Genomic DNA, 25,654 nt, shown 5'->3' with positions numbered 1-25,654 from the left:
CCCGACCCTACGGCCCCGACCGGCCCCTTACGCCGCGGCCCGGCGGGCGCGGATCCGGCGGGTCAGGGTCCAGCCGAACCCGGCCGCGGCGAGGACGAGCAGCGCGTACTCGGGCAGCGGTCCGAGCCTGGTCGCGGGGGTCTCGGTGGAACGCAGCGGGATCTCGGTGACCAGCGCGTCCGCGGTGAACATCTCCGTCTGCCGCACGATGGTCCCGTCGGGGCGGATCACCGCGCTCACCCCGCTGGTGACCGGTACGAGGACGGTCCGGCTGTGCTCGACGGCGCGGATCCGGTCCATGGCGAGCTGCTGGTAGGTCATCTGGCTCCGGCCGAAGGTGGCGTTGTTGCTGGGTACGGCGATGACCTGGGCGCCGTCCCGGACGGTGGAGCGGACGGCGTCGTCGAAGGCGGCCTCGAAGCAGGTGACCATGCCGATGCCGCTTCCGGCCATGTCGAACACGCCGGGGTCCTTGCCGGGGCCGAAGTCGCGGCGCACCCGGTCCACGTCGGAGCTGAAGAGCCGGACCACGGAGCGCATCGGGATGCGCTCGCCGAAGGGCTGGATCTTGCGCTTGTCGTAGGTCTCGGTGGGGCCCTTCACCGGGTCCCAGAGGATCATCGTGTTGCGCAGCGGACCGGTCTCGGGGGCCACCACGGCGCCGATGGCCACGGGCACGCCGATGGCCTTGACCGCCTTGTCGATGACGGCGTAGGCGTCGGGCTGGGAGTACGGGTCGAGGTCGGAGGAGTTCTCCGGCCAGACCACGAAGTCGGGCTTCGGGACGCGGCCCGCCTTGACGTCCTCGGCGAGCTGTTCGGTGCGCTTGGCGTGGTTGTCCAGGACCTGGCGGCGCTGGGCGTTGAAGTCGAAGCCCAGACGCGGCACGTTGCCCTGGATGACGGCGGCCACGACGGCGCCGTCCTCGGCCGCGTCGGAGACCAGCGGCCGGGCGGCGAGAGCGGCGCCGATGGGGGCGACGACGGTGAGCGCGGCCAGCGCGGCGGTTGCCCGGCGGGGGTGGTCGAGGGCGGTGCGCAGGGCTTCGTACAGCCCGAATCCGCAGAGGGCGACGGCGAAGGAGAGCAGCGGGGTGCCGCCGAGCGCGACGAGCGGGGTGAAGACGCCGTCGGCCTGGCCGAAGGCGAGCTTGCCCCAGGGGAATCCACCGAAGGGGACGCGGGCCCGAAGCGCCTCACCCGCGACCCAGACGGCGGCGGCGAACCACGGCCAGGCCGGGAGCCGGCTGACGAGGGCGATGCCGAGCCCGGTCAGGCCGATGAAGACGGCCTCGAGGGCGGCCAGCGCCAGCCAGGGCACGGGGCCGACCTCCTCGCCGGTCCAGACGAGGAGCGGCAGCAGGTAGCCGAGGCCGGCGAGGAACCCGAGCCCGAAGCCCGCCCGGGCTCGGCGCCCGCGCAGACAGCCGGCCAGCAGCGCGAGGGCGAGGGGCGCCAGCCACCACAGAGGGCGGGGCGGGAAGCTGAGGTAGAGCAGCACCCCGGCGACGGCGGCGCACAGGGCCCGCACCAGCCAGGCACCGTTCCGCTTCGCGGTGGCGGCGGGGGCGGCGGGGTGTGCGGAGGGGGGTGCCGCGGGCTCCGTGGCGACTTCTGCCCGGGCTTCGGCGGAGGGGTCCGCGGGCTCGTTCCCGGCCGCGCGGGTGACACTGCTGCTCATCTGGCGGAGTGTACGTCGTGTACGTCCGCGTCAGCGGGCGAGGGCGCGCAGGTGGGCGCGGATGACCCGGACGGCGTTCTCGGCGTCGTCGACGGTGACCGTGAAGAGCTTCCCGTCGTCGAGCGTCAGTTCCAGGCCCTCGCCGCGGCGGACGATGACCGCGGTGCCCCTCTCGGGGCGCCAGCGGTAGCCCCAGCCGCCCCAGTGCTGCGGGCTGATCCGGGGGATGAACTCGGCGGACCTCACCTCCGCGAGGCGGATCTTGCGGCGCGGCACACCGATGTGGCCGCAGCGGACCTCGAGGGCCTCGGAGTCGACGGTGACGGCCACGTGCACGAAGGCGAGGGTGCCGTAGAGGATGAGGAGCCCGGCGGCGAGGCAGCCGACCACGGCCATGAGCAGGGGGACGATGCCGGCGGTCCAGGCGTTGTCGACGGCGAGTTCGACGCCGAGCGCCAGACAGGCCGCACCGGCCGCTGCGAGCAGCCACTGCACACGGTTGGAGGCCCGGCCCGTCCAGAGCGGACCCGGGGGGTGACCCGTCATGAGTAGCAGCGTACTCACGTTCCGCATGCGCGCCACCGCCTCTCGCCCAGTCGACGTACCGCGCGCCTGCCCGCCCTTGACCTGAACCAAACTTGAGGTCCTACGCGCCCTCTAGCCGGGGAGCAGGCGCACCAGCGCGTCACGCAGGCCGGGGTGGCGGGCGGTCACGAAGCGGTGCAGGGTCCGGGAGCCGAGGGCGACCCGCTGGGCGCTGCGGCGGCGCTCGGTGTCGTACGCGCGCAGGGCTGCGGGCAGCCCGCCCGGTCCGACGGCTGCGATCTCGGCGACGGCGCGGGTCAGGGCCTCGGCGTCGAGCAGGGCGGTGCAGGCGCCCTGGCCGAGGTTGGGGGTCATGGCGTGGGCGGCGTCGCCGACGAGGGCCACCCGGCCGGCCGCGACGAAGGCGGGCAGCGCCGGGTGGAGGTGGCGCATCTCGTACCGGATCCAGGTGGCGGGGCCGGTCTCCGCCAGGACCCGAGGGATGGGATCGTGCCAGCCCGCGAAGGCGTCCCGCAGCTCGTCGGCGGTGGTGGCCTCGGGGACGGTGGCGTACCAGTTTGTACGGCCGGGCTCGACGGGGGTCATCCCGAAGAAGCGGCCCTCGCCCCAGGTCTCGCCGTACACGCCGGTCTCGAATCCGGCGATGCCGATCCAGGCGACGGAGCCGATCGCGCGGGGGCCGCTGGTCCGGCCGAAGTACGCGGTGCGGACCGCGCTGTTGATGCCGTCGGCGCCGACGACGAGGTCGGCCTCGAGGCCGGCCGGGTCGGTGAGGCGCCGCCCGTAGACGATCTCCGCACCGCCGGTCCGGTCGAGCTCGGCGAGCAGGGCGTCGATCAGGCGCGGGCGGGCTATGAGCAGTTCGGGCCGGCCCGCCTTGCGTTCGATCCGCTCGAGCGGGAGGGCGGCCAGCACCATGCCGTCGGGGCGCCGGATCCGGGCATCGCGGTACGGGACGGCGTGCGCCCGCAGCGCCTCGCCCAGGCCCAGCCGCTCGAGCGCGGCCTGGGCGGTGGGGTGGATGCCGAAGGCTGTTCCGTAGCGTTCGAGCGCCGTCCGGCCTTCGAGCACGGTCACCGCCCAGCCCGCGCGCCGCAGGCCGATGGCGGTGGCCAGCCCGCCGACCCCCGCACCCACCACGACAGCCCTGCTCTTGCTCCTGCTCCCGCTCCTCATGCCAGGCTCCTCCGCCCGTCGCCGCCCCGACTGCGACTACGACCTCGACCCACCACGACCACCACGGCCGTGGTACTACATTCGTGGTACCACGGATGTGGTTATGCTGGCAAGGTGAATCAGGACCGGAGGGACCGGCTGCGGGACGCGGCCATCGCCGTACTGGCGGACGCGGGCGGGCGGGGGCTGACGCACCGGGCCGTCGACGCGGCCGCCGACGTGCCGACGGGTACGGCCAAGAACTACTTCCCGACCCGCGACGCACTGCTGCGGGCGGTGGCCGAACGCTGCCTGGAGCAGTACCGCGCGCTGGCCGCCGCGCTGGCGGGGGCCGGGCCCGGACCGTCCGACGCGCAGGAGCTGGCGGCGCTGCTCGCGGGGCTGCTGCGGAATGTGGCCGGGCCGGGCCGGGCCCGTGTGCTGGCTTATCTGGAGCTCCAGACCGAGGCGACGCGGCGGCCCTGGCTTGCCGAGCTGCTGGACCCCATCGCCGCCTGGGACTTCGCGGCGTACCCGCACCTGTTGCGCGCCGCCGGGCTGCCGGCCGGTCCGGAGCACGCCCGCGCGCTCACCCTCGCCCTGCACGGCGCCCTCCCGCACCTGCTGGCCGGCGCCCCGGACACCCTGGCGGCCGCCGGCCTGGACGATCTGGACGCCTTCACCCGCGGCCTGCTGGCCACCATCTGCCCCGAGGAGACACAGTGACCACCATGGTGCCGACCCGACTCGACCGCGCCGTGGGCGCCGTACTGGGCTCGGCGGCGGGCGACGCATTGGGCGCGCCGTACGAATTCGGTCCGCCGGGGCAGTTCGGTGAGCGCGGGGAGGAGATGCGCGGAGGCGGCGGCTGGGATCCGGGCGAGGCGACGGACGACACGCAGATGGCGGTCCTGGTCGGCGAGTCCCTGCTGGAGCACGGCGGCCTCGAACTCCCGGACATCTTCGGCCGGTTCCAGCGCTGGGCGGCCGGGCACCCCAAGGACATCGGGCTCCAGACCGAGGACGTACTGACCAACGGCGAGGCCTGGAACTTCGCCGCGGCGCTGCACTTCCAGGTCAACGCCCGGGCGGCGGGCAACGGTTCGCTGATGCGCGCGGCCACCTCGGCCGTGTACTTCGCGGGCGCCGGGCGCGAAGGGACCATGGACGCCGCCCGGCGGATCGCGGCGCTGACGCACGGCGACCGCGCCGCCTGGGAAGGGACGGCCATCCTGCACGAGCTGGTCCGGGTGGCCCTCGATGGTGCCGATCCGCTCGCCGCCCTCCCCGCCACGCTCGGCGCGGTGCATCCGGACCACCGCGAGCGCTACGGCCGGGTGCTCGACCCCGAATGGCATCCCGGCCTGGCCACCGAGTTCAACGGGGCGGTGTGGCCCTGCCTGGGCTCGGCGGTGTGGGCCCTGCGGACGACCACCGGGTTCGCGGAGGCGGTCCGGGCCGCTGTGGACCTGGGCGGCGACACCGACACGGTGGCCGCGGTGACCGGCGCCCTGGCCGGGGCCCGGTACGGGGAGCGGGAGATACCCGGTCACTGGAGCGCCGCACTGCACGTGCCGCTGCCCGGGTTCGGGGACCGGGTCCTGGACGCGGACGATCTGCGCGCGCTCGCCCGGCGCCTCGCTTCCGCCGGCGCCCCTTGAAACCGGCGCCTCTTGAAACCGGCGTCAGCCGGGACCGGCGTCAGCCGACGACGACACCCCGGCCCGCGAGCAGCCGCCCCTCCGCGTACCCGAGCGCGGCGGCGGGCAGCGCGCCGAGGCGCCCGCTGCGCAGGACGGTCAGGCCGCCGGTGGCGGGCAGACCGGGCTCCGGCCGGGCGCCGATCCGGCGCAGCGCCTGGACGGCGACGGGCTCGGCGGATCCGTGGAAGACCAGCTCGGCGCCCTGCGTCCGCTCGGCCAGGGCGGCCCGGATGGCGGTCTCGACCAGCTCGTAGTGCGTGCAGCCGAGCACCACGTCGGTGACGTCGGCCGGGGTCAGCGCGGCGGCCGCGGCGACGGCGGCCGTCACGGCGTCGGCGGCGGCGGCCTCCACGGCGTCGGCCAGGCCGGGGCACGGCACCTCGGTGACCCGGACCCCGGCGGCGAACTCGCCGATCAGCCCGCGCTGGTACGGGCTGCCGGTGGTGGCGGGAGTGGCCCAGATGGCCACGCGCCCGCCGGCGGCCGCGGCGGGCTTGATCGCGGGCACGGTCCCGATGACCGGGATCCCGGGCTCGAGTGCCGCCCGCAGGGTCGGCAGGCTGTGCACGGAGGCGGTGTTGCAGGCCACGATCAGCGCGTCGGGGTGGTGCGCGGCGGCGGCCCGTGCGACGTCGAGCGCCCGTCCGGTGAGGTCGGCGGGCGTCCGCGGCCCCCAGGGCATCCCGTCGGGGTCGGAGGACAGGACCAGCTCCGCGTCGGGCCGCAGCCGTCGCACCGCCGCGGCCGCCGCGAGAAGGCCGATTCCGGAGTCCATGAGCGCGATCTTCACCCCGCCCACCTTAGTCGACGCTCCCGCCGGACCCGCCACGCGGACACCGGCGGCCGGATGCGCGACACACCCCGCGGGGCCCGGCACACTGCCGCCATGGGCACCCTCACCGCCGCCTGCGCGGCCTACGCCTCCCTCGCCGCCTGGCTCTGGCTCACCCTCGCCCAGGGCATGTTCTGGCGCACCGACGTCCGACTGCCCCCGCGCACCGCCCCCGCCCGCTGGCCTTCCGTCGCCGTCGTCGTCCCGGCCCGGGACGAGGCGGAGGTGCTGCCCCGCAGCCTGCCCTCCCTCCTCGCCCAGGACTATCCCGGCGAGGCCGAGGTGATCCTGGTCGACGACGGCAGCACTGACGGCACCGGCGCCCTCGCCCTGCGCCTCGCCCGCGAGCACCCCGGGCTCGCGCTCACCGTCACCTCCCCCGGCGACCCCGCCCCGGGCTGGACCGGCAAGCTCTGGGCCCTGCGCCACGGCATCGCGCTCGCCCGCACCGCGCACGCCACCGAACCCGACTACCTCCTCCTCACCGATGCCGACATCGCGCACGAGCCCGACAGCCTGCGCGAACTGGTCTGCGCCGCGACCTCCGCCGACCTCGACCTCGTCTCCCAGATGGCCCGGCTGCGCGTCGTCGGCCTGTGGGAGCGCCTCGTCGTACCGGCCTTCGTGTACTTCTTCGCCCAGCTCTACCCCTTCCGCCGGATCAACCGCCCCACCGCCCGCACCGCGGCGGCCGCCGGCGGCTGTGTCCTGCTGCGCACCGAGACCGCCGTCCGGGCGGGCGTGCCCGACGTCATCCGCCAGGCCGTCATCGACGACGTGTCCCTCGCCCGCGCCGTCCAGCGTTCCGGCGGCCGGATCTGGCTCGGCCTGGCGGAGCGGGTCGACAGCGTGCGCCCGTACCCCGCGCTCGGTGACCTGTGGCGGATGGTCTCTCGCAGCGCCTACGCGCAGTTGCGCCATCAGCCGCTCCTGCTCGCCGGGACGGTCGCGGGCCTGGTGCTCGTCTACCTCGTGCCCCCGGCCACCCTGCTGTCCGGGCTCGCGGCCGGGCACCCCGCCACCGCGTGGGCCGGCGGGCTGGCCTGGCTGCTGATGGCGGGCACCTACGTGCCGATGCTGCGGTACTGCCGGCAGCCCGTGGCGCTCGCTCCGCTGCTTCCGTTCACGGCGCTGCTGTACCTGTTGATGACCGTCGACTCGGCCGTGCAGCACTACCGGGGGCGCGGTGCGGCGTGGAAGGGCCGAACCTATGCCCGTCCCAGCGACGCCTGAAACGGCGAACTACTGCCCGAAACACCGTCATCCGAGGTCACCGGCTTGTGACGCTGCGTCAGCACCAAGTCGGTGCACTGCACAACCGGTAGGTACGAGTGGGAACAAGACGGGGTGGAAGTGGCGAATCGTGCACGTGAACGTCAAGTGAAAGGTGGGGCCCTGACCTGCGAATATGCAGGTCAGGGCGGTATTGACGACACCTCGCTATGGACCCGGTGAAGTCGTGGGCTTAACTTAGGTCCCATGACCTCCCCCCGCTCCACTTATGGCGGCGGTTACTACTCCGCGCCGTCCTTCCCGGACACCCCCATCTACGACTCCCTCGTCGCCGAACGCGGCACTCCGCAGATCGCCCCGATCCGCGTCCCGGCTGCCTACGAGTCCCCGAGTGCCGGGTATTCGAGCGGTGGGTACCTGCCGGCCCTCGCGTCGTCCATGCCCGCGCTGCCCCCGGCCATGCCGCAGCAGCAGCAGGCACCGGCGTACGGCTACCCGTACCAGCAGGCCACGCAGCAGCCGATGCCGCTGCAGCACGCGCCCGCGCCGTACATCCCCCAGCAGCAACAGATGGCCCGCGGCCAATACGTACCGCAGCCCCAGCCGCAGCAGCCCCGTCCGGTCGCCGCGGCCACCGGGTACGAGGCCATGCGTCCGGCCGCCCCGCGCCCGATGGCGGCTCCCACGCCGGTGCCGGCCGCCGCGTACGAGGACCCGTACGGCCGTCCGTACCAGGGGCGCGGCTACTGACGGAGGCACGGAAACCCGCTGGGGCGGTGGAGGGGGCGGCTGGCAGGATGCCCCCATGTCGAACTTGCATGTCCAGGCGCTTCACGTCCATCCCGTCAAATCGGTAGCGGGGACCGCTCCCGACGAGGTGGCCGTGGAGCCCTGGGGCTTGTCCGGGGACCGGCGCTGGGCGCTGGTCGACACCGGGGGCACGGTGATCACCCAACGCCAGCAGCCGCGGCTGGCCTTGGCGGCCGCGCGCCCGGTGGGCGGTGGCGGGATCGCGTTGTCGGCGCCCGGCATGCCGGAGCTGCTCGTGGAGGTGCCCGGACCGGGGGTGTTGGAGCCGGTCGTGCTGTTCGGGAAGAAGATCGAGACCGTGGTCGCGGCGAGCGCCGCGGCCGACTGGTTCAGCGCGTACCTCGGGGTGCCGGCGCGGCTGGTGCACCTGGACGATCCGGCCGTACGGCGGCCCGTGGACCCGGATTACGCGCTGCCGGGCGAGACGGTGAGCCTGGCCGACGCGTACCCCCTGCTGATCACGACCCTGGCCTCGTTGGACGCGCTCAACGCGCTGATCGCGCAAGGGGACCATCCGCAGGAGGGTCCGCTGCCGATGAACCGTTTCCGCCCCAATGTGGTGGTGGCCGGGGCCGAGGCGTGGGCGGAGGACGGCTGGCGGCGCATCGCGATCGGCGACGCCGTGTTCCGCGGGGTCCGGGAGTGCGGGCGGTGCATCGTCACCACCACCGACCAGCGGACGGCGGAGCGGGGCAAGGAGCCGTTGAAGACCCTGGCGGCGCACCGGCGGATCGGCAAGTCCCTGGCCTTCGGGCGGCAGCTGGTGCCGGTGCGACTGGGCACCGTGCGCGTCGGCGACGAGGTCCGCGTCCTTGAATGACCCACCTGGAACGGCCCGTACGGAATGACACCTTCGAGGGGCTCGGCCCCCGGACTGGAACCACCGGTGCGACCACACCGTTGGATCAGTCAGGACACGTGGACACCGTGCGGGACCGGCACCGGTGACACATGTCTCGCGCGTCCCGGAATGCGCGTCCCGGGGCCGTGCGGGAGGCTGGGACGCGCAGGCAGACGGATGGCTGGCGCAAGTAGGGGGAGCCGGGACCGTGTGGACAGCAATGGGAGTGTGGCGTTGGCGGCGCAATCCGCTGCGCCGGCCGACCGATCTCTTCGAGGCGTGGGTGGCGTTCGCCGCGCTGGTGTGCGTGGTGCTGTTGGCTCCGGCCATCGGCTGCGTCGCGGGCATACAGGTGGACGGGACGTTGCAGCGGGCCGCGCTCGAGCAGCGGCAGGAGCGGCATCTCGTTCCGGCGGTGGTGGTCCGGCCGGCCCCGGAGCCGGCCCCGGACGCGTCCGCCGATCCCTCGGCGCAGAAGACGGCGCCGCACCGCACCCAGGTCGTGGCCTTGTGGACCGCGCCCGACGGCAGCAGCCATCAGGGGACGGTGCCGGCCGCCGAGGAACCGCCGCGCCCCGGCGAGCAGTTCCGGATATGGACCGATGCGCGCGGCCGGCTGGTCGGGCAGCCTCTCGACCCGTCCGCGGCCGCCCTCCACGCGGGGATGGTCGGCCTGGCCGCCGCGCTCGCGGCAGCCGCGCTGGCCGAGACGGTCCGCCGGCTGGTCGTACGAAGGCTCGTGCATCGGCGGTACATACGCCTGGACCGTGCGTGGGCGGCGGCCGGGCCGGACTGGGGCAGGGCGGGCGCGGGCAGTTGACCTGGCAACTCACGGGCCCCGCGCGCGCTACGGTGGACCGGCCAGACCAGACCGGCCGCATCGGCGGCCCGGCGAGTACGAGGGTGGGGGCACGACAGCACCATGGCTCAGGGCGCGGTCCAGGTGACGCACGGCGGGGCTTCGCGGTGGCGGCGCCGCTCCGGTGAATATCCGACGCTGGCTGCGGCTCTGGCCGTCGCGGGCGACGGGGACGTGCTGTCCATCTCCCCCGGCACCTACCGGGAGAACCTGGTACTCGACCACGCCGTGACCCTGCGCGGGCCCGAGGGCGGGCTGGGGTCAGTGCGGATCGCCCCGCCCGACGGGGTCGCGCTGACCGTGCGCGCCTCGGCCGTGGTCCAGGACCTGCACCTGGAGGGCCAGGACCGGGCGGCTCCCGCGCTGCTGGTGGAGGACGGCGCCCCCGAGCTCACCGACCTGCGGGTGAGCACCCGGTCGGCGGCCGGCATCGAGGTGCGCGGCAGCGGGGCCCGGCCCCTCGTGCGGCGGTGCACCGTGGAGAATCCGACCGGGGTGGGGATCGCCGTACTGGACGGCGGCGGCGGGGTGTTCGAGGAGTGCGAGGTCGTGGCCGCCGGACAGACCGGGATCTCGGTGCGCGGCGGCGGCCGCCCGCGCCTGGAGCGCTGCCGGATCCACCACGCCACGGGCGCGGGCATCGGGGTCACCGGCGAGGGATCGGGCCTGGAGGCGCTGGGCTGCGAGGTGTACGAGATCAAGGGCAGCGGGGTGCAGATCGCCGCCCGCGCCACGGCCCGGCTCACGGACTGCTCGGTGCACCGCACCTCCGCCGACGGGGTCACGCTCGACACCGACGCGGTACTCACCCTGGCCGGCTGCGATATCCACGACATCCCCGAGAACGCGGTCGACCTGCGGTCCCGTTCGGTGCTCACGCTCAGCCGCACCACGGTGCGCCGCTTCGGGCGCAACGGGCTGTCGGTGTGGGATCCGGGCACCAGGGTCGACGCGGAGTCCTGCGAGATCCACGACAGCACGGGCGACTATCCGGCGGTGTGGATCAGCGACGGGGCCACCGCCTCCCTCGACTCCTGCCGGGTCCACGACGTGCCGGACGCACTGTTCGTGCTGGACCGGGGTTCGCGCGTCGACGTGGTGGACAGCGATCTGTCCCAGGTGCGCAACACCGCGGTGTCGGTGAGCGACGGGGCCACCGCGCAGCTCGACGACTGCCGGATCCGGGAGGCGGCCACCGGGGCGTGGTTCCGCGACCACGGCAGCGGCGGCACCCTCGCCAACTGCACCATCGACGCCGTGCAGACCGGTGTGATCGTCACCAAGGGCGCCGACCCCACCCTGGAGCGGTGCACGGTCACTTCCCCCGCCGAAGCCGGCTTCTACGTGTCGGCGGGCGGCCGCGGCACCTTCACGGCCTGCCGGGTGACGGGCAGTGCCGGCTTCGGGTTCCACATCCTCGACGGCTGCCGCACCACCCTCGCCCGCTGCCACACCGAGCGCTGTGCGCGCGGGGGGTACGAGTTCCCGGAGGACGGGCCGGTCGCCGAGGACTGCACGGGCGACGCGTCCGGCACCCGGCCGGTGCCACAGACGGCCTCGGGCGGCGCCTTCGCCGGGGCGCGGGCGGGGATCCGTACAGTCGGCGCGGCGCAGAGTCCCGCACAGCAGGCGGCGGAGGTTCCCGTGGCGCGGTCGGCGGAGGTTCAGGACGTGCGGGACGGCGGCCCGGCTGCGGCCCGGGGCTCCGGCGAGGTGCTGGGCCAGCTCGACGCGCTGGTCGGGCTGGACAGCGTCAAGCGCGAGGTGCGCGCGCTCACCGACATGATCGAGGTGGGCCGGCGGCGGCAGCAGGCGGGCCTCAAGGCGGCTTCGGTGCGCCGGCACCTCGTCTTCACCGGCTCCCCCGGCACGGGCAAGACCACGGTCGCCCGGCTGTACGGGGAGATCCTCGCCTCCCTCGGGGTGCTCGAGCGCGGGCACCTGGTGGAGGTGTCCCGCGTGGACCTGGTCGGCGAGCACATCGGATCCACCGCGATCCGTACGCAGGAGGCCTTCGACCGGGCGCGCGGCGGGGTGCTGTTCATCGACGAGGCGTACGCGCTGGCGCCGGAGGACTCGGGCCGGGACTTCGGGCGCGAGGCGATCGACACGCTGGTGAAGCTGATGGAGGACCACCGGGAGGCGGTGGTGGTGATCGTCGCCGGGTACACGGCGGAGATGGACCGTTTCCTGACCGTGAACCCGGGGGTGGCCTCTCGGTTCTCCCGGACCATCACCTTCGGCGACTACGGGCCCGGGGAACTACTGCGGATCGTGGAGCAGCAGGCGGAGGAGCACGAGTACCGGCTCGGGGACGGCACGTCCGAGGCGCTGCTGACGTACTTCACGGAGCTGCCCAAGGGACCGGCCTTCGGCAACGGGCGCACCGCGCGCCAGACCTTCGAGTCGATGGTCGAGCGGCACGCGGGGCGGGTGGCTCAGCTGTCGGAGCCGAGCACGGACGAGCTCACCCTGCTGTTCCCGGCGGATCTTCCGGCCCTGGCTGCCCAGCCGGCGCCTTGCTGAGCCGCTGACCCGGTACTCCACCGGCTGCCTCCGGAGGAGTACCGGAGGCACGCGCCGCCGGGTCCAGGCGCGCGAGCAGGGCGTCGCGTTCGGCGGCGAAGGCGGGATCGGCCTGGTAGTCGGAGTGGCCCAGGATCGGCGCGGGCAGCGGGTGGCGGGAGCTGCGGCCGTAGGCGACCGGGTCGGCGAGCGGGCCGCGGTCCACGTCCTGCGGGGCGGCGGGAAGCACCGGGCCGCCGATGGGGTCGGTGGCCCGCCACAGGTTGCGCCAGCAGTCGATCTCGTGGTGGAGCGCGGTGAGCGGACCCGGCCCGAAGTAGGCGGGGAACCAGCGGCCGTAGAGGCGGCCGAGCGGGGACCCGTAGGTGAGCAGGGCGACCCGGCGGCGGACGGGCGGCGGCAGCTGCCAGACGGCGGCCGCCGCGAGCACGCTGCCCTGGGAGTGGCCGGAGATCACCAGGCGTCCGCCGGTTCGGCCGGTCCAGCCGGTCATCCGCCAGGTCAGGTCGGGGACGGCGCGCTCGGCGTAGCAGGGCGGTGCGAAGGGGTGGGCGGCGCGCGGCCAGAAGGTGCCGACGTCCCACAGGATGCCGATGGTGCGGCGGGCGGCGGGATCCCGGTAGGCGCGCCGGCCCCAGGTGACGAAGAGGACGAAGCCGAAGCCGATGAGCCATGAGCCGCTGTCCTGGGCGGCCCGGGCGGCGGTCTCCAGGAACGGGCCGCTCCCGCGGGCGGCTTCGCCCGGGACCTGCCCGCCGATCCAGGCTCCGGCGAGTGCCCCCGCGCCGAGCAGCAGGGTGATCCCGGAGACGGCCGCCACGAACCACGGCGCGGAGTCGGTGAGCGCGGCGGCGGCCCGGGCCCCCGCGATCCGGCGGCTCCGGGACCGGTCGGGGGCCTCTCCCGGGTACTCGGCGGCGATCGTCCGGGCGAGCCTGTGCCTGGCCCGGGCTCCGCGCACCGCGAACCAGGCGGCGAGCAGGGCCAGGACGAGGAGCAGCGGGGGCAGCACAGCGGCCTGCCAGGACAGCAGCACGGGCGGCCCGGGCAGCGGCGTCCCGGCCATCCCGGGGGTGGCGCCCCCGTCCAGCCAGTCGGCGACGCGCTGCGCGACCCCGCCGGACATCACTCCGCCGAGCGCGCAGCCCAGCATGGCGATGGCGGGCCCGCCCAGGCCGTGCAGGGAGGCGGCCGGATCGGGGGCCCGGCGGTGCAGGCGGGCGGCGACCGCGGCGAGGGCGAGCACGCAGACGCCCTGGCCCAGCATGAGCACACCGAAGGCGAAGTCCCCGGGGAGCCGCCCGGCGGAGGTCCAGCCGGGGCGTGACCAGCAGGCGTAAAGGAGGACGGCGGCGAGGAGCGTGAGGGCGGCCCCGGGCAGCAGGGTGGTGGCGGCCCGGTCGAGCCGGTGGTCGGCCCGGGCCTCGGTACGGCCGCGCCGGCAGACCACCCAGGCCACGGTGAGCCCCCCGGCGACGAGCAGCGCCTCCAGAGCCCAGCCGACGGCTTCGAGTACGGGGGCTTCGGCGCGGCGGTCGTGGCGGGCGGTGGGTGCGGCGACGGCCGCGGCCACGGTGAGCAGCCCGGCGGCGGTGTGGGCGGCGCGCAGCCGGGCCACGAGCCGTCGCCCGTACCAGAATCCGGGGCGGCCGAGCGCGGGCGTGGAGTCCGATGCGGTGTCCGGGTCGGCGGCTCCGGCCGGCGGTGGCTGGGACTCGTAGGCGCTCCAGGTCCGGTTCGACAGGAACCAGAGCAGCCCGGTCAGCGCGGCCGGCACCACGGCGGCGAGGGCGAGGCGGCGCCCGGGCTGGGCCCACCAGCCGCCGCCGGGCGCGAGGAAACCGAGCCGGGAGCGGGAGCCGGTGCAGGTGCCCGAGCCCGCGCACTGCCAGGCGAACAGGTCGAGCGCGACCTCGCAGGCGGCCGCGATCAGCAGCACGGTCAGGCTGAGCGCGAGGATCCGTACGAGCACCCCGTACGTGCGTACCTCGCGCGCTGCGGGGTCCGCGGCGGGCGTGGCCGGCCGGGCCCAGTGGGCGAGGTTGGCCACCATGAAGGGCAGGAGCAGCAGCCACAGCGCCCGGGCGCCGTTGCCGGAGGTGAGCCGGGACCAGCAGTAGGCCTCGGGAACGGGCCGCCCGGTGTACCGCTCGGGGTGGGCTTCGGCGTCGGCGTCCTCGGTGCGGCGGAAGACGGCCGCCGTGGAGTCGCCGGTGACGCGCACGGTGCGCGGGTCGCCGAGCAGCTCGGCGGGGGCGGCGCCGGCGACTCCGTGGACCAGGAGTTCGAGGGCGAGGGGCGGGTCTGTCGGGCTGGGCGGCACAGCGGCCTCCGCTCGCGGGGCGGGATGGGCGCGGGCTCCAGCATGGCGTGCCGCGGACCGTATGCCCAGTCCCCATGCCGCGCGTTTCGGCCACGGAGCGGACATCTGACGGTCAGACAGTTAGGGTGGCCCGCACCCGATTCCACACCTCGCAGGGGGTAACGCCATGGCTCGCCGACTCCGTCCGGTGGGGCTGGACTTCATCGAGGACGCCCCCGTACGGCTGACGTTCGCCGCCGAGCTGGCCTCGCCGCCCGAGGCCGTCTACCAGGCGCTGGCCGAGGAAGTCGAGGGCTGGCCGCGGTGGTTCAGGGCGGTCACCCTGGCCCGTCCCACGCACGGGGGCGCGGGCCGCGAGGTCAGGCTGGTGGGCGGGGTGCGCTTCCAGGAGACGATCATGGCGGCGGATCCCGAGAAGCGGTACGCGTACCGGGTGGACGAGACCAACACCCCGGGTGTCCGCGCCCTGTTGGAGGAATGGCGGCTGACGCCCGCGGGCTCGGGCACGCACGTCCGCTGGACCTTCGCGGCGGACGGCCCGGCCCCCTTCCGACTGGCCCTGACCGCCGCCCGCCCGGGCCTGGGCCACTCCTTCCGCACGGCGGTCCGCGCCCTGGACGCACGGCTCACCATCCGGCGGCGCGGGGCGGATCAGTAGTCCGGCCGACGGGAACGCGCCCGACCGAGCGCTCGCGTCAGCCGCCCGAGCGCTCGCGTCAGGCCGTGGGCTCGCGCCAGGCTCCCGTCGTCAGCAGCGTGTCGATGGTCTTCGTGTACGGGGCGATGTCCAGGCCCTGCGCCGCCAGCCACGCGTCGGAGTAGTACTTGTCCAGGTAGCGGTCGCCCGGGTCGCAGAGCAGGGTGACGACGCTGCCCTGACGGCCCTCGGCCACCATCTCCGAGATGATCTTCAGGGCGCTCCACAGGCCGGTTCCCGTCGAACCGCCCGCCTTGCGCCCTATGGCCGTCTCCAGCGCGCGGCAGGCGGCGACGCTCGCCGCGTCCGGGACCTTCATCATCCGGTCTATGGCGCCCGGCACGAAGCTCGGCTCCATCCGCGGCCGCCCGATGCCCTCGATGCGCGAGCCGCAATCGCTGCTCGCGTGGGGGTCGTTGTTGGTCCAGCCGTCGAAGAAGCAGGAGTTCTCCGGGTCCGGGACGCAGATGCGGGTGTCGTGCTGCATGTAGTGCACGTAGCGGGCGATCGTCGCGGAGGTGCCGCCGGTGCCGGCGGTCGCCACGATCCAGGCGGGCTCGGGGAAACGTTCCAGCTTCAGCTGCTGGTACATCGATTCCGCGATGTTGTTGTTGCCCCGCCAGTCGGTGGCCCGTTCCGCGTACGTGAACTGGTCCATGTAGTGGCCGCCGGTGCGGGCGGCGAGCTCCGCCGACTCCTCGTACATCTTCATCGAGTCGTCCACGAAGTGGCATTCGCCGCCGTGGAATTCGATGAGGCGGCACTTCTCCGGGCTCGTCGTGCGCGGCATGACGGCGATGAACGGGACGCCGATCAGCTTGGCGAAGTAGGCCTCGGAGACGGCGGTGGAGCCGGACGAGGCCTCGATCACCGGGCGGCCGGGGCGGATCCAGCCGTTGCACAGCGCGTACAGGAACAGCGATCGCGCGAGGCGGTGCTTGAGGGAGCCCGTCGGGTGCGTGGACTCGTCCTTGAGGTAGAGGTCGATGCCCCACGCCTCGGGGAGCGGGAAGCGCAGCAGGTGGGTGTCCGCCGAACGGTTGGCGTCGGCCTGGACCTTGCGGACGGCTTCTTTCAGCCAGGCGCGGTAGCCCGCGTCGCTGCGGTCGACGTCGATGGTCGTGGCCGTCGTTCCGCGGGTGCCGGTCACGCCGCGGGTGCCGGTCGTGTCGCTGGTGCCGCTGGGGCCCGTCGTTCCGCTGGTGCCGGTGGTGCTCATGCGCCGTGCTCCTTCGTGCGTGTATTCGCCCCCTGCTTTCGCAATGTACCTCGCTCACCTGCACAAACAGTCACTTTGGGTTTCCATGCGGATCGCTTTCGATCGCGTTCGGTTGCGCTGTGGGGCACCGTGAGTGACCCTGGTGGAGCATTACCGAGGGTGCAGCACCCGTAACACTCATGTCGGGGAGTCGCAGCCGTGATCAGTCATTCCCGCAGACACTGCGTCGTCGAACTGCAGGCCCTGCCGTCGCGCATAGGGCAGATCCGCCGGATCGTTTCCGCGCAATTGCGCCACTGGCAGCTCGATCCGCTCATAGACCGGGCGGCGCTCGGCGTGACGGAACTGCTCAGCAACGTCCACCTCCATGCGCAGCCGGACAAGACCTGCACCGTCGAGATCGAATTCCGCCTCGGCCGGCTCACGGTCTCCGTCATCGACAGTGATCCGCGGCTTCCGGTGCTCCGGCAGGCGGCGTCGGACGCGCTGGAGACCTGCGGGCGCGGGCTCGCGCTCGTGGAGGCGGTCAGCGAGGCCTGGGGCGCCCGGCACCAGTCGGACGGTCAGGGCAAGGTGGTGTGGTTCTCCCTCACGGCGGCCCCCACGCCCGTGGCTCCGGCACGTCCGGTTCGGATCGCGACCAAGCCCGTACGAGAACCCGCCCGGACCGCACTCGTCGCCGTGGACCCGGCCGCCATCTCGGCAGGCCTGTCGGTGGCGGCGTCGGTCGGCGCCAGGCCCGGGTAGCGCACGGCCGCCGCAGCCGCCCGGGGCCGCGCCGACGGCGCCGGGCCGACACGGCCGGGCCCGACAGCGCCGGCCCGTCAGCGCCGGCCCGACAGCGCCGGGCCGGCAGGGCTGGTCCGACAGCTTGTGCCGACCGGGCTAGGCCGCGGCGCCCAGGGCGCCCAGCGGGTCGTCGAGCACCGGCTGCCACGCCAGCTCCGCCGCGCCGACCAGGCTGTTGTGGTCCAGGGTGCACGGCAGGATCGGCACGCTCCCGCTGCGCCCCCACAGGCTGCGGTCCGCGACCACCGCGCGCAGCCGCTCCGGGTCTGCGTGGAGCAGCTCCCGGTGCAGCCCGCCCAGGATGATCCGGTCCGGGTTCAGGATGTTCACCAGCCCCGCGAGGCCGAGCCCGAGCCGGTCGATCAGCTCCTCCGTGGCCGCCCGTACGGCCGGCTCCGCGGGCTCGTCACGCAGCAGGTCACGGGCCTGCTGGAGCAGCGACACCTCGGGGCCCGGGGTGCGCCCCGCCGCGGTGAGGAAGGCCAGCGGGTCCGCCTCCACGTCCAGGCAGCCGCGGCCGCCGCAGTGGCAGGCGCGCCCCTCGGGGTTCACGGTGAGGTGGCCGACCTCCAGGGCCAGGCCCGAACTACCGCTGTGCAGACGGCCGTCCAGCACCAGTGCTCCGCCGACCCCGCGGTGACCGGTGGCCACGCACAGCAGGTGCTGGGCGCTGCGCCCGGCGCCGTGCCGGTGCTCGGCCAGGGCGGCGAGGTTGACGTCGTTCCCGGTCAGGGCGGGGCCGTCGATCCCGGCGGCCTTCACGCACTGCGCGAAGATGGCCCGTACGGGAGCACCGGCCGGCCAGGCCAGGTGCAGCGGGTTCAGCGCCGTGCCCTCCGGTTCCGCGACCGCCGAGGGGACCGCGAGTCCCGCGCCGACGCAGCGGCGGCCGGTCTCCGCGAGCAGCGCGGCTCCGGCCTCCACCACCGCGCCGAGCACCTGCGCCGGGTCGGCGGAGACGGTGACCTTGCCGGGGGCGGTGGCCACGATCCGGCCGCCGAGGCCGACCAGCGCGGCCCGGAAGCCGTCCGGGTGCACCTGCGCGGCCAGCGCCACGGGGCCGTTCTCGTCCACGGAGAGCCGGTGCGAGGGGCGGCCCTGGGTACCGCCCGCGCCCCCGGGGCGGGAGTCGACCCGGATCAGCCCGAGCGCCTCCAGCTCGGCTGCGACCGCTCCGGCGGTCGCGCGGGTGACCCCGAGCTCGGCCGTCAGGACGGCGCGGGTCGGGGCGCGGCCGGTGTGGACGAGCTCCAGCGCCGGGCCGAGAGCGCCACGGCCCCGCTCCAGCTTGGTCCTCGTGGAAGCCGTGGAAGCCGTGGACACCGTGGTCACATCCCCCACCCGCGGTGGGGCCCCGTTGCCGTTCATGCACCCGATCCTCGCATGATCGGAGGGTGCCGGACGCCTCCCGCTAGCCGAGCCCGCCGACCCGGAGCGTGATGTTCAGCCGGCCGGTGAGCCCGAGCCCTTGCGGGCCCGTGCCCGGCAGGACCTTCGGCACCCCGTGATAGGCCAGTCGGCTCGAATCCCCGAAGACGAACAGGTCACCGCTGCGCAGTTCCACGTCCCGGTAGGGCCGGCCGCGCGATTCGGTGTTACCGAAGCGGAAGACACAGGAGTCGCCGAGGCTGAGCGAGACCACGGGCGCCCCGGACCGCTCCTCGGCGTCGCGGTGCATCCCCATGCGGGAGTCGCCGTCGTAGAAGTTGATCAGGGCGATGTCGTACACGACCTCCCGCCCCGGTGGCTCCCCGTACGCGGCGGCCACCGCCTCGCGCCCCAGCTCGGCGAGCCGGCCGGGCATCGGCTTGACCGGGGTGCCGTCGCCGTCGACGGCGGTGCGGGCGTAGGCGTACGGGTACCAGTGCAGTCCGAGGCACACCTGCCGGGCGGTCATCGTCCCGCCGCCGGGGGTGCGTACCGTACGCAGGCCCGCGGGCGGGCGCGCCCACTCCCGGCAGGCGGCCAGCAACTCCCGCTGCCTCGCGGCTCCGAGCCAGTCGGGCACGTGCACGGCGCCGGGGGCGATCACGGTCCGCTCGCGCGGGAAGAGTTCCCCGTCCATGCCTTGATTGTCGCGGGCCGGCTGACAGACTTCCCGCATGGAGATCACCGAATTCGTGAAGACCCTCGAGCGGGAAGGCGAGCTGCTCGCCGAGCTGGCGGAGCGGGCCGGTACGGACGCCCCCGTGCCCACCTGTCCGCAGTGGCGCGTCGCCGATCTGCTGCGGCACACCGGCTCGGTGCACCGCTGGGCGGCCGGTTTCGTCGGGGAGGGGCGACTGGAGCCGGTGCCGTTCCCGGACGCGCCGGAGCTGACCGGCGCGGAGCTGCTGGCCTGGTTCCGCGAGGGGCACGCGGCCCTGGTCCGGACCCTGGGCGAGGCCCGGGCCGATGTGCAGTGCTGGACCTTCCTCCCAACGGCCCCGCCCTCGCCGCTGGCGTTCTGGGCGCGGCGGCAGGCCCATGAGACGGCCGTGCACCGGATGGACGCGGAGGCGGCGCTCGGTGTCGCGTTCTCGCCGGTGGCTCCGGAGTTCGCGGAGGACGGGGTGGACGAGCTGCTGACCGGCTTCCACGCGCGGCCGCGCAGCCGGGTGCGGACCCCGGAGCCCCGGGTGCTGCGGGTCAGGGCCGTCGACACGGGTGCGGTGTGGACCGTGCACCTGTCGCCGGAGCCGGCCCGTACGGTGCAGGGGGCCACGGACGACCCGGTCGACTGCGAGCTGTCGGGCGAGGCGGCCTGGCTGTACGCGGCCCTGTGGAACCGGCTGCCGCTGGCGGGGCCGGAGGTGACCGGCGACCTGGCGCTGGCGCGGCTGTGGAGCGAGACGGCCGGAATCTGAGCGGGCCCGGCAAGATCCGAAAGACACGCCCTAGCCGAGGGTGGCGGCGTAGTCCGTCTGGCTCCGGAACTCCCATGTCGGGCCGGTGTTCCAGGGGTTGGGCATGACCGCGCTGGTCGCGTAGGCGTAGCCCGCGCCGCGGTCGAAGGCCGTGCGCAGGGTCGTGTGCATCGCTTCGGTGTCCGGGACGTCGTGGACCAGGTGCCAGAACGCCGTTCCGCTGGGGTCGAGTTCGGTGCCGGCGCGGTAGCCGTTCAGGGGGTCGAAGACGTTGCCGCCGAGCCAGCCGCCGCCGGTGTAGGCGGCGTAGCTGTCCTCGTAGGTGACGAAGACGTCCGCGGTGCGGCGGCCCGGTTCCAGGTAGCAGTCGGCGATGGCCGTGCCCGGGTTGTTGACGACGAGGCCGGAGGCGGCCGGGTCGACGGAGTGCAGGGTGTCCTCGACGTAGCGGCGCAGCTCCGCGTACTGGTCGCGGGTGCTGTTGCCGGGGCCGCAGTCGCGGCTGACGACGTCGAAGAAGATGCCGTCGACGTGGAGGCGGCCGTCCGGGGCCTTGAGGTAGTTGTCGACGGAGGCCTTGACGGCGGCGGCGTCGCGGTTGCCGTGGTCGGTGTGGACGTAGCCGAGCACCTTGGTCTTCTCGCCGGTGGCGGTGGTGCCGCCGCGCAGGGCGTCGGCGCGGGCCCGCCATGCGGCGTCGAACGGGGCGTCGCCGTTGCCGGGGTTGAGGACCACCACGGAGGCGGCCGGGCCGGTGGCGGTGAGGCCGGCCAGCATGGCGTCGTTCGCCCAGACGTACGCGGGGACGCCGATCTCCAGGCCCCGCACGCCGGGCGGCCGGGGTACGGGGGGCGCCGTGGGGGCCGGGGCGGGTGGAAGCGTGGCCATGGGATCCGAGGGTCCCGGGTCCGCACGCGCCGGATCCGCGCTGCGCGCCGTCGCCGGCGCCGTGACGGCGGGCGACGGGGCGGCGAGTAACGCGGTGACCAGGACGGCGTACAGGGCCTTCACGGCGCGGCGCATGAACGTTCCTCCGGCGGCGGCAGGGGGTGTTCGACCCGAGGAACACTAGACGGGCAGCGATCGCTTCAATGCTGAACCGCCCGCATTCGTGGGACAAACAGAAGAGCGAACCATCGCCTCATCGCGTGAATCGGTGTCGCGAGCCTCCTGGATTCGCCTCCGTTCGCCTCCGTTCACCTCCCTTCACCTCCCTTCACCTCATACGGCGGGCAGTCCCACCCCGTGGGCCAGCTGGCCGGCGGCATGGGCGAAGAAGGTGGCCCGGTCCTCGACCACGCGGTTGAACTGGCCGAACAGCTCGAAGGAGACCAGGCCGACCAGCTGGGCCCAGGCGGCGACCAGTGCGGCCGTGACCTCCGGGGGCAGGCCCTCGGCGAAGTCGGCCGTCATCCGGACGGCTTCGGGGCGCAGGGCGGCCGGGAGCGGCGGCAGGGACAGGCCGTGGCCCTCGTAGGCGGCGCGGACGATGGCGATCATGGCGTTCCCGACGCGGGAGGCGGGACCGACGGTGTCGAGGGGAGCGCTGTAGCCGGGTACGGGGGAACCGTAGATGAGGGCGTACTCGTGGGGGTGCTCCAGGGCCCAGGCGCGGACGGCCTCGCAGAGCGCGATCCAGCGGGCGCGGGGCGGGTTTCCCGCGGCGAGGGCGCGGGCGTCGGCCTCCTCGGCCGCGGCGCCGACGCTGTCGTACGCGTCGACGATGAGGGCGGTGAGCAGCTCGTCGCGGCTGGGGAAGTAGCGGTAGAGGGCGGAAGAGACCATGCCCAGGTCGCGGGCGACGGCGCGCAGGGAGAGTTTGGCGGCGCCGTCGGCCGCGAGCCTGCGGCGCGCCTCGTCCTTGATGGCGGCGGTGACCTCGATGCGGGCCCGTTCCCTGGCCCCTCGCACGGTGTTCATGCGCGTCAGTGTGCCACGCGAGTGGAGCACTGCCCAAGAATCGGAGCCCTGCTCCACTTAGAGAGCACTGCTCTTGCTTTGGTGCGCCGATCCGTGCACACTGATCTCAAGCGAGAGCACTGCTCTCTCAAAGTGGATTACCGCCCCGGAGGCCACCATGAACGCGTCCAGCCCGTACTACGTCCAGGCCGGCCCTCTCGCCACCCGCTTCAACTCGATCTTCGGCAAGCTGGCTCGGCTCGGCATCAGCCTCGCCGGCAGCGCCGAGCTGTCGGTCCGCGGCCGCAAGTCCGGCGAGATGCAGCGGATCCCGGTCAACCCGCACACGTACGAGGGCGCGCAGTACCTGGTCTCGGCCCGCGGCCACTCCCACTGGGTCCGCAACATGCGCGTCGCGGGCGGCGGCGAACTGCGCGTGGGGCGCAAGGTGCGCACCTTCACCGCCACCGAGATCACCGAACCGGTCCAGAAGGCCGCCATCCTGCGCACCTACCTGGAGAAGTGGGGCTGGGAGGTCAACCGCTTCTTCCAGGGGGTGACCGCGCAGTCCTCCGACGCGGAACTCCAGGCAGCCGCGGGCGACCACCCCGTCTTCCGCATCACGGTGTCGAACTGACCGCCCGCCTCCGCGATGCGGGCGCGCGGGGCCACGCGGCGGCGGGGGCGCGGCGCGTCAGCCGGGCGGGCACGCGGCAGCTCCGGACCGCCCCGGCCCACCGGCGCCCACTCCCACTCCCGCTCCCGTTCCTTCCCCCACTCCCTCCCGCGACCGCGACCACGCCCGCCGCGGGCCTACGCCTCCCCGCGGCCGCCGCTCCGGGCCGCCTGCCGGGCGTCCAGCGCGTGCAGCGCCCTGCGCGCCAACGGGTACGTACGCACCAGGTCGGCCAGGGTCGTCGAGCCCCGCGTGATACGGGCGAAGGCCCGCCACGCAGGCCGGAAACCGGTGATCGCCGCGTGCAAGAGCCCCGGCCGGCTCTCGAAGACGGACAGCATCCGCCTCCCGACGCCCATCTCCACGCCCAGCCCCGCCTTCACGGCGAAGGCGTAGTTGAGTGCCTGGCGGCGCGCGTCGACCGCGTCCTGCGCCTCGGAGATCTTCACCGCCCACTCCCCCGCCAGCCGCCCCGAGCGCAGCGCGAAGGAGATGCCCTCCCTGGTCCACGGCTCCAGCAGCCCGGCGGCGTCACCCGCGACCAGCACCCGGCCGCGCGACAGCGGCGAATCGGGCGTACGGCAGCGGGTCAGGTGGCCGGAGGAGACGGCCGGTTCGAAGCCCGCGAGCCCGAGCCTGGCGATGAAGTCCTCCAGGTAGCGCTTGGTCGCGGCGCCCTCGCCCTTGGCCGAGATGACCCCGACGGTGAGGGTGTCTCCCTTGGGGAAGACCCAGCCGTAACTGCCGGGCAGCGGGCCCCAGTCGATCAGCACCCGCCCCTTCCAGTCCTCCGCGACGGTGGCCGGGACGGGGATCTCCGCCTCCAGCCCCAGGTCGACCTGCTCCATCTCGACCCCGACGTGCGCGCCGATCCGGCTGGCGCTGCCGTCCGCCCCGACCACCGCGCGGGCCAGGACGGTCTCCCCGTCGGCGAGCACGACGGCTACGGTGCGCCGGTCGGGCACGGCCGCCCCGTGCTGTTCGACGCGGACCACGGCGGTGCCCGTACGGACCGTCGCGCCGGCCTTCTCGGCCTCGGCGACCAGCCCGGCGTCGAACTCCGGCCGGTTGATGAGCCCGAACAGCATCTGCTTCGAGCGCCGGGTCCGGGTCAGCTTCCCGTCGAGCGAGAAGGTAACCGCGTGGATGCGGTCCTTGAAGGGCAGCGCGAAGCCCGGCGGCAGGGCGTCGCGCGAGGGCCCGATGATGCCGCCGCCGCACGTCTTGTACCGGGGCAGCTCGGCCTTCTCCAGCAGCAGTACGCGCCGCCCCGCCGTCGCCGCCGCGTACGCCGCCGAGGAGCCGGCCGGCCCCGCCCCGACCACGACCACGTCCCACACTTCGCCGGTCTCCCCGCTTTCCCCGGCCACCTCGCCTTCCGTCCCCCGCACGGCGTTTCCTGCGCTTGCGTCGCGTACGTCGTCGCTGTCGCTGTCGCTGCTCACGATGTGCTGCTGCTCCTGATCACCCGGTTGCTCCGATGCCGGGGAAATCCTACGGCGAGACGCCGCCTCGCCCTGCTGTGCGAGGATCGGGACTGTCTTCCGCCGTACCCGGCATACGCACACCACGCGGATGCGGGCGGCGTACACAGAGCACAACGTCGCACCCAAAAGGAGCGTGCCCATGTCCCAGAATCCGATCGCCGAGACCATCGCCTCGCTGATGCCCCGCGCGAAGCGGGAGCTCACCGAGCTGGTGGCCTTCCAGTCGGTGGCGGACTGGGCGCAGTTCCCCAAGAGCGAGAGCGAGGCCGCCGCGAACTGGGTGGCGGACGCGCTGCGCGTCGAGGGTTTCCAGGACGTGGCGCTGCTCGACACCCCGGACGGCACCCAGTCCGTGTACGGCTTCCTGCCCGGCCCCGAGGGCGCGCCGACCGTTCTGCTCTACGCGCACTACGACGTGCAGCCGCCGCTGGACGACGCCGCCTGGATCTCCCCCGCGTTCGAGCTGACCGAGCGCGACGGCCGCTGGTACGGGCGCGGCTCCGCCGACTGCAAGGGCGGGTTCATCATGCACCTGCTGGCGCTGCGCGCCCTGAAGGCCAACGGCGGCGTGCCGGTCAGCGTGAAGGTGATCGTGGAGGGTTCCGAGGAGCAGGGCACCGGCGGCCTCCAGGAGTACGCCGAGGCGCACCCCGAGCTGCTGGCCGCGGACACCGTCGTCATCGGCGACGCGGGCAACTTCCGCCTCGGTCTGCCGACGGTGACGGCCACCCTGCGCGGGATGACCCTGATCAAGGTCAAGATCGACACCCTGGGCGGCAACCTGCACTCGGGCATGTTCGGCGGCGTCGCCCCCGACGCGCTGGCGGCGCTGATCCGGCTGCTGGACTCGCTGCGCGCGGCGGACGGTTCGACGACCGTGGACGGACTGGCGTCGGACGCGGTGTGGGAGGGCCTGCAGTACCCGGAGGCGGACTTCCGCGCCGACGCGCGGGTGCTGGACGGGGTCGGGCTGATCGGCGAGGACACGGGCACGATCGCGGACCGGCTGTGGGCCCGACCGGCCGTGACCGTGCTGGGCATCGACTGCCCCTCGGTGGTCGGCGCGACGCCGTCGGTGCACGCGAGCGCCGGCGCGCTGATCAGCCTGCGGGTGCCGCCGGGCGTGGACACCACCGCGGCCATCAAGCTGCTGGAGGCCCACCTCACGGCGCACACCCCGTGGCAGGCGAAGCTGGAGCTCGAGGTCGTGGGCCAGGGGCAGCCGTTCCAGGCGGACACGAGCAGCCCCGCGTACGCGTCGATGGCGGCGGCCATGCAGGTGGCGTACCCGGGTCAGGAGATGCAGGTCGCCGGCATGGGCGGTTCGATCCCGCTGTGCAACACACTGACGCAGCTGTACCCGGACGCGGAGATGCTGCTGATCGGGCTGAGCGAGCCGGAGGCGCAGATCCACGCCGTGAACGAGAGCGTGTCGCCGCAGGAGCTGGAGCGCCTGTCGGTGGCGGAGGCCCTCTTCCTCGTCAACTACGCGGAGTCCAAGCGCGGCTGACGCTCGTGAGGTCGCGGAGTCAG

23 protein-coding genes are annotated in these 25,654 nt (G+C 74.2%); 12 read left to right on the top strand and 11 right to left on the bottom strand.

Features of this window, described 5'->3' with window-relative positions; translation table 11 throughout:
* Positions 1-27 precede the first annotated feature (27 nt).
* The 3 genes from lnt to JIW86_RS34440 all read right to left on the bottom strand — a co-directional run bounded on the left by lnt (position 28) and on the right by JIW86_RS34440 (position 3,402).
* Positions 28-1,680 (bottom strand): apolipoprotein N-acyltransferase, encoded by a 1,653-nt coding sequence (gene lnt / locus JIW86_RS34450; RefSeq protein WP_257557913.1) that lies wholly within the window; start codon positions 1,678-1,680, stop codon positions 28-30.
* Between the two features lie 30 nt (positions 1,681-1,710).
* On the bottom strand, positions 1,711-2,226 hold the full coding sequence (locus JIW86_RS34445; protein ID WP_257557912.1) for a hypothetical protein: 516 nt from the start codon (positions 2,224-2,226) through the stop codon (positions 1,711-1,713).
* Positions 2,227-2,337: 111 nt separating this feature from the next.
* Positions 2,338-3,402 carry an FAD-dependent oxidoreductase gene (locus JIW86_RS34440; protein ID WP_257557910.1) on the bottom strand — a complete coding sequence of 355 codons (1,065 nt, stop codon included), beginning with the start codon at positions 3,400-3,402 and terminating at the stop codon, positions 2,338-2,340.
* Between the two features lie 114 nt (positions 3,403-3,516).
* On the opposite strand from JIW86_RS34440, the gene JIW86_RS34435 reads away from it, so the two are divergent.
* Positions 3,517-4,107, top strand: coding sequence for a TetR/AcrR family transcriptional regulator (locus JIW86_RS34435; RefSeq protein ID WP_257557908.1), 591 nt, complete (start codon positions 3,517-3,519; stop codon positions 4,105-4,107).
* 5 nt (positions 4,108-4,112) lie between these two features.
* Positions 4,113-5,042: an ADP-ribosylglycohydrolase family protein gene (locus JIW86_RS34430; RefSeq protein WP_257557898.1), complete on the top strand. Its 930-nt coding sequence runs from the start codon at positions 4,113-4,115 to the stop codon at positions 5,040-5,042.
* 40 nt (positions 5,043-5,082) lie between these two features.
* Here the strand turns inward: JIW86_RS34430 and JIW86_RS34425 are convergent, their stop codons facing one another.
* Entirely contained in the window at positions 5,083-5,874 is a 792-nt protein-coding gene (locus JIW86_RS34425) for a glutamate racemase (protein WP_257557897.1), read from the bottom strand.
* Positions 5,875-5,970: 96 nt separating this feature from the next.
* On the opposite strand from JIW86_RS34425, the gene JIW86_RS34420 reads away from it, so the two are divergent.
* The 5 genes from JIW86_RS34420 to JIW86_RS34400 all read left to right on the top strand — a co-directional run bounded on the left by JIW86_RS34420 (position 5,971) and on the right by JIW86_RS34400 (position 12,185).
* Positions 5,971-7,149 (top strand): glycosyltransferase, encoded by a 1,179-nt coding sequence (locus tag JIW86_RS34420; protein WP_257557895.1) that lies wholly within the window; start codon positions 5,971-5,973, stop codon positions 7,147-7,149.
* Between the two features lie 246 nt (positions 7,150-7,395).
* Positions 7,396-7,899, top strand: coding sequence for a DUF6643 family protein (locus JIW86_RS34415; RefSeq protein ID WP_257557893.1), 504 nt, complete (start codon positions 7,396-7,398; stop codon positions 7,897-7,899).
* Positions 7,900-7,954: 55 nt separating this feature from the next.
* The gene (locus JIW86_RS34410) at positions 7,955-8,779 is read left to right on the top strand and encodes an MOSC domain-containing protein (protein ID WP_257557892.1); all 825 of its coding nucleotides are present in this window, start codon (positions 7,955-7,957) and stop codon (positions 8,777-8,779) included.
* A 229-nt stretch (positions 8,780-9,008) separates the two neighbouring features.
* The gene (locus JIW86_RS34405; RefSeq protein ID WP_257557891.1) at positions 9,009-9,620 is read left to right on the top strand and encodes a hypothetical protein; all 612 of its coding nucleotides are present in this window, start codon (positions 9,009-9,011) and stop codon (positions 9,618-9,620) included.
* 102 nt (positions 9,621-9,722) lie between these two features.
* Positions 9,723-12,185 carry a right-handed parallel beta-helix repeat-containing protein gene (locus JIW86_RS34400; protein ID WP_257557890.1) on the top strand — a complete coding sequence of 821 codons (2,463 nt, stop codon included), beginning with the start codon at positions 9,723-9,725 and terminating at the stop codon, positions 12,183-12,185.
* Here the strand turns inward: JIW86_RS34400 and JIW86_RS34395 are convergent.
* Positions 12,127-14,508 (bottom strand): hypothetical protein, encoded by a 2,382-nt coding sequence (locus tag JIW86_RS34395; protein WP_257557888.1) that lies wholly within the window; start codon positions 14,506-14,508, stop codon positions 12,127-12,129. The two genes, JIW86_RS34400 and JIW86_RS34395, sit on opposite strands and share 59 nt — an antisense overlap.
* 166 nt (positions 14,509-14,674) lie before the next feature.
* Here JIW86_RS34395 and JIW86_RS34390 point away from each other — a divergent pair, with 166 nt between their 5' ends.
* A complete protein-coding gene (locus JIW86_RS34390; RefSeq protein ID WP_257557887.1) occupies positions 14,675-15,166 on the top strand; it encodes an SRPBCC family protein in 492 nt (163 codons plus the stop codon).
* A 58-nt stretch (positions 15,167-15,224) separates the two neighbouring features.
* On the opposite strand, the gene JIW86_RS34385 is transcribed toward JIW86_RS34390, so the two are convergent.
* The gene (locus JIW86_RS34385) at positions 15,225-16,424 is read right to left on the bottom strand and encodes a PLP-dependent cysteine synthase family protein (RefSeq protein ID WP_257557886.1); all 1,200 of its coding nucleotides are present in this window, start codon (positions 16,422-16,424) and stop codon (positions 15,225-15,227) included.
* Positions 16,425-16,622: 198 nt separating this feature from the next.
* On the opposite strand from JIW86_RS34385, the gene JIW86_RS34380 reads away from it, so the two are divergent.
* Complete coding sequence (locus JIW86_RS34380; RefSeq protein ID WP_257557884.1) at positions 16,623-17,171, top strand: ATP-binding protein; 549 nt, start codon at positions 16,623-16,625, stop codon at positions 17,169-17,171.
* Between the two features lie 138 nt (positions 17,172-17,309).
* Here the strand turns inward: JIW86_RS34380 and JIW86_RS34375 are convergent, their stop codons facing one another.
* A complete protein-coding gene (locus tag JIW86_RS34375; protein ID WP_251064818.1) occupies positions 17,310-18,581 on the bottom strand; it encodes an ROK family protein in 1,272 nt (423 codons plus the stop codon).
* Positions 18,582-18,624: 43 nt separating this feature from the next.
* Complete coding sequence (locus JIW86_RS34370) at positions 18,625-19,278, bottom strand: alpha-ketoglutarate-dependent dioxygenase AlkB family protein (RefSeq protein ID WP_257557881.1); 654 nt, start codon at positions 19,276-19,278, stop codon at positions 18,625-18,627.
* A gap of 37 nt (positions 19,279-19,315) precedes the next feature.
* Here JIW86_RS34370 and JIW86_RS34365 point away from each other — a divergent pair, with 37 nt between their 5' ends.
* The gene (locus JIW86_RS34365) at positions 19,316-20,059 is read left to right on the top strand and encodes a maleylpyruvate isomerase family mycothiol-dependent enzyme (protein WP_257557879.1); all 744 of its coding nucleotides are present in this window, start codon (positions 19,316-19,318) and stop codon (positions 20,057-20,059) included.
* 30 nt (positions 20,060-20,089) lie between these two features.
* Here the strand turns inward: JIW86_RS34365 and JIW86_RS34360 are convergent, their stop codons facing one another.
* Both JIW86_RS34360 and JIW86_RS34355 read right to left on the bottom strand, forming a co-directional pair.
* Positions 20,090-21,082 (bottom strand): spherulation-specific family 4 protein, encoded by a 993-nt coding sequence (locus JIW86_RS34360; protein ID WP_257557877.1) that lies wholly within the window; start codon positions 21,080-21,082, stop codon positions 20,090-20,092.
* Positions 21,083-21,280: 198 nt separating this feature from the next.
* Complete coding sequence (locus JIW86_RS34355; RefSeq protein ID WP_257557875.1) at positions 21,281-21,979, bottom strand: TetR/AcrR family transcriptional regulator; 699 nt, start codon at positions 21,977-21,979, stop codon at positions 21,281-21,283.
* A gap of 157 nt (positions 21,980-22,136) precedes the next feature.
* On the opposite strand from JIW86_RS34355, the gene JIW86_RS34350 reads away from it, so the two are divergent.
* Positions 22,137-22,595 carry a nitroreductase/quinone reductase family protein gene (locus JIW86_RS34350; protein WP_257557874.1) on the top strand — a complete coding sequence of 153 codons (459 nt, stop codon included), beginning with the start codon at positions 22,137-22,139 and terminating at the stop codon, positions 22,593-22,595.
* Between the two features lie 176 nt (positions 22,596-22,771).
* On the opposite strand, the gene JIW86_RS34345 is transcribed toward JIW86_RS34350, so the two are convergent.
* Positions 22,772-23,974: a geranylgeranyl reductase family protein gene (locus tag JIW86_RS34345; protein WP_257559546.1), complete on the bottom strand. Its 1,203-nt coding sequence runs from the start codon at positions 23,972-23,974 to the stop codon at positions 22,772-22,774.
* A 286-nt stretch (positions 23,975-24,260) separates the two neighbouring features.
* Here JIW86_RS34345 and JIW86_RS34340 point away from each other — a divergent pair, with 286 nt between their 5' ends.
* Entirely contained in the window at positions 24,261-25,631 is a 1,371-nt protein-coding gene (locus JIW86_RS34340; protein WP_257557873.1) for a dipeptidase, read from the top strand.
* Positions 25,632-25,654: the final 23 nt, after the last annotated feature.

The organism is Streptomyces sp. NBC_00162, from assembly GCF_024611995.1.
Classification (GTDB): Bacteria; Actinomycetota; Actinomycetes; order Streptomycetales; family Streptomycetaceae; genus Streptomyces.
This window is presented reverse-complemented; position numbering and strand designations above follow the sequence as displayed.

Excerpts from the sequence above, each read along its gene's own strand:
- JIW86_RS34445 (WP_257557912.1), bottom strand. The coding sequence starts at position 2,226 with ATGACGGGTCACCCCCCGGGTCCGCTCTGGACGGGCCGGGCCTCCAAC.
- JIW86_RS34365 (WP_257557879.1), top strand. The coding sequence starts at position 19,316 with ATGGAGATCACCGAATTCGTGAAGACCCTCGAGCGGGAAGGCGAGCTG.
- JIW86_RS34415 (WP_257557893.1), top strand. The coding sequence starts at position 7,396 with ATGACCTCCCCCCGCTCCACTTATGGCGGCGGTTACTACTCCGCGCCG.
- JIW86_RS34355 (WP_257557875.1), bottom strand. The coding sequence starts at position 21,979 with ATGAACACCGTGCGAGGGGCCAGGGAACGGGCCCGCATCGAGGTCACC.
- JIW86_RS34440 (WP_257557910.1), bottom strand. The coding sequence starts at position 3,402 with ATGAGGAGCGGGAGCAGGAGCAAGAGCAGGGCTGTCGTGGTGGGTGCG.
- JIW86_RS34400 (WP_257557890.1), top strand. The coding sequence starts at position 9,723 with ATGGCTCAGGGCGCGGTCCAGGTGACGCACGGCGGGGCTTCGCGGTGG.
- JIW86_RS34420 (WP_257557895.1), top strand. The coding sequence starts at position 5,971 with ATGGGCACCCTCACCGCCGCCTGCGCGGCCTACGCCTCCCTCGCCGCC.
- JIW86_RS34410 (WP_257557892.1), top strand. The coding sequence starts at position 7,955 with ATGTCGAACTTGCATGTCCAGGCGCTTCACGTCCATCCCGTCAAATCG.
- lnt (WP_257557913.1), bottom strand. The coding sequence starts at position 1,680 with ATGAGCAGCAGTGTCACCCGCGCGGCCGGGAACGAGCCCGCGGACCCC.
- JIW86_RS34340 (WP_257557873.1), top strand. The coding sequence starts at position 24,261 with ATGTCCCAGAATCCGATCGCCGAGACCATCGCCTCGCTGATGCCCCGC.
- JIW86_RS34360 (WP_257557877.1), bottom strand. The coding sequence starts at position 21,082 with ATGCGCCGCGCCGTGAAGGCCCTGTACGCCGTCCTGGTCACCGCGTTA.
- JIW86_RS34370 (WP_257557881.1), bottom strand. The coding sequence starts at position 19,278 with ATGGACGGGGAACTCTTCCCGCGCGAGCGGACCGTGATCGCCCCCGGC.
- JIW86_RS34385 (WP_257557886.1), bottom strand. The coding sequence starts at position 16,424 with ATGAGCACCACCGGCACCAGCGGAACGACGGGCCCCAGCGGCACCAGC.
- JIW86_RS34375 (WP_251064818.1), bottom strand. The coding sequence starts at position 18,581 with ATGAACGGCAACGGGGCCCCACCGCGGGTGGGGGATGTGACCACGGTG.
- JIW86_RS34430 (WP_257557898.1), top strand. The coding sequence starts at position 4,113 with ATGGTGCCGACCCGACTCGACCGCGCCGTGGGCGCCGTACTGGGCTCG.
- JIW86_RS34350 (WP_257557874.1), top strand. The coding sequence starts at position 22,137 with ATGAACGCGTCCAGCCCGTACTACGTCCAGGCCGGCCCTCTCGCCACC.
- JIW86_RS34390 (WP_257557887.1), top strand. The coding sequence starts at position 14,675 with ATGGCTCGCCGACTCCGTCCGGTGGGGCTGGACTTCATCGAGGACGCC.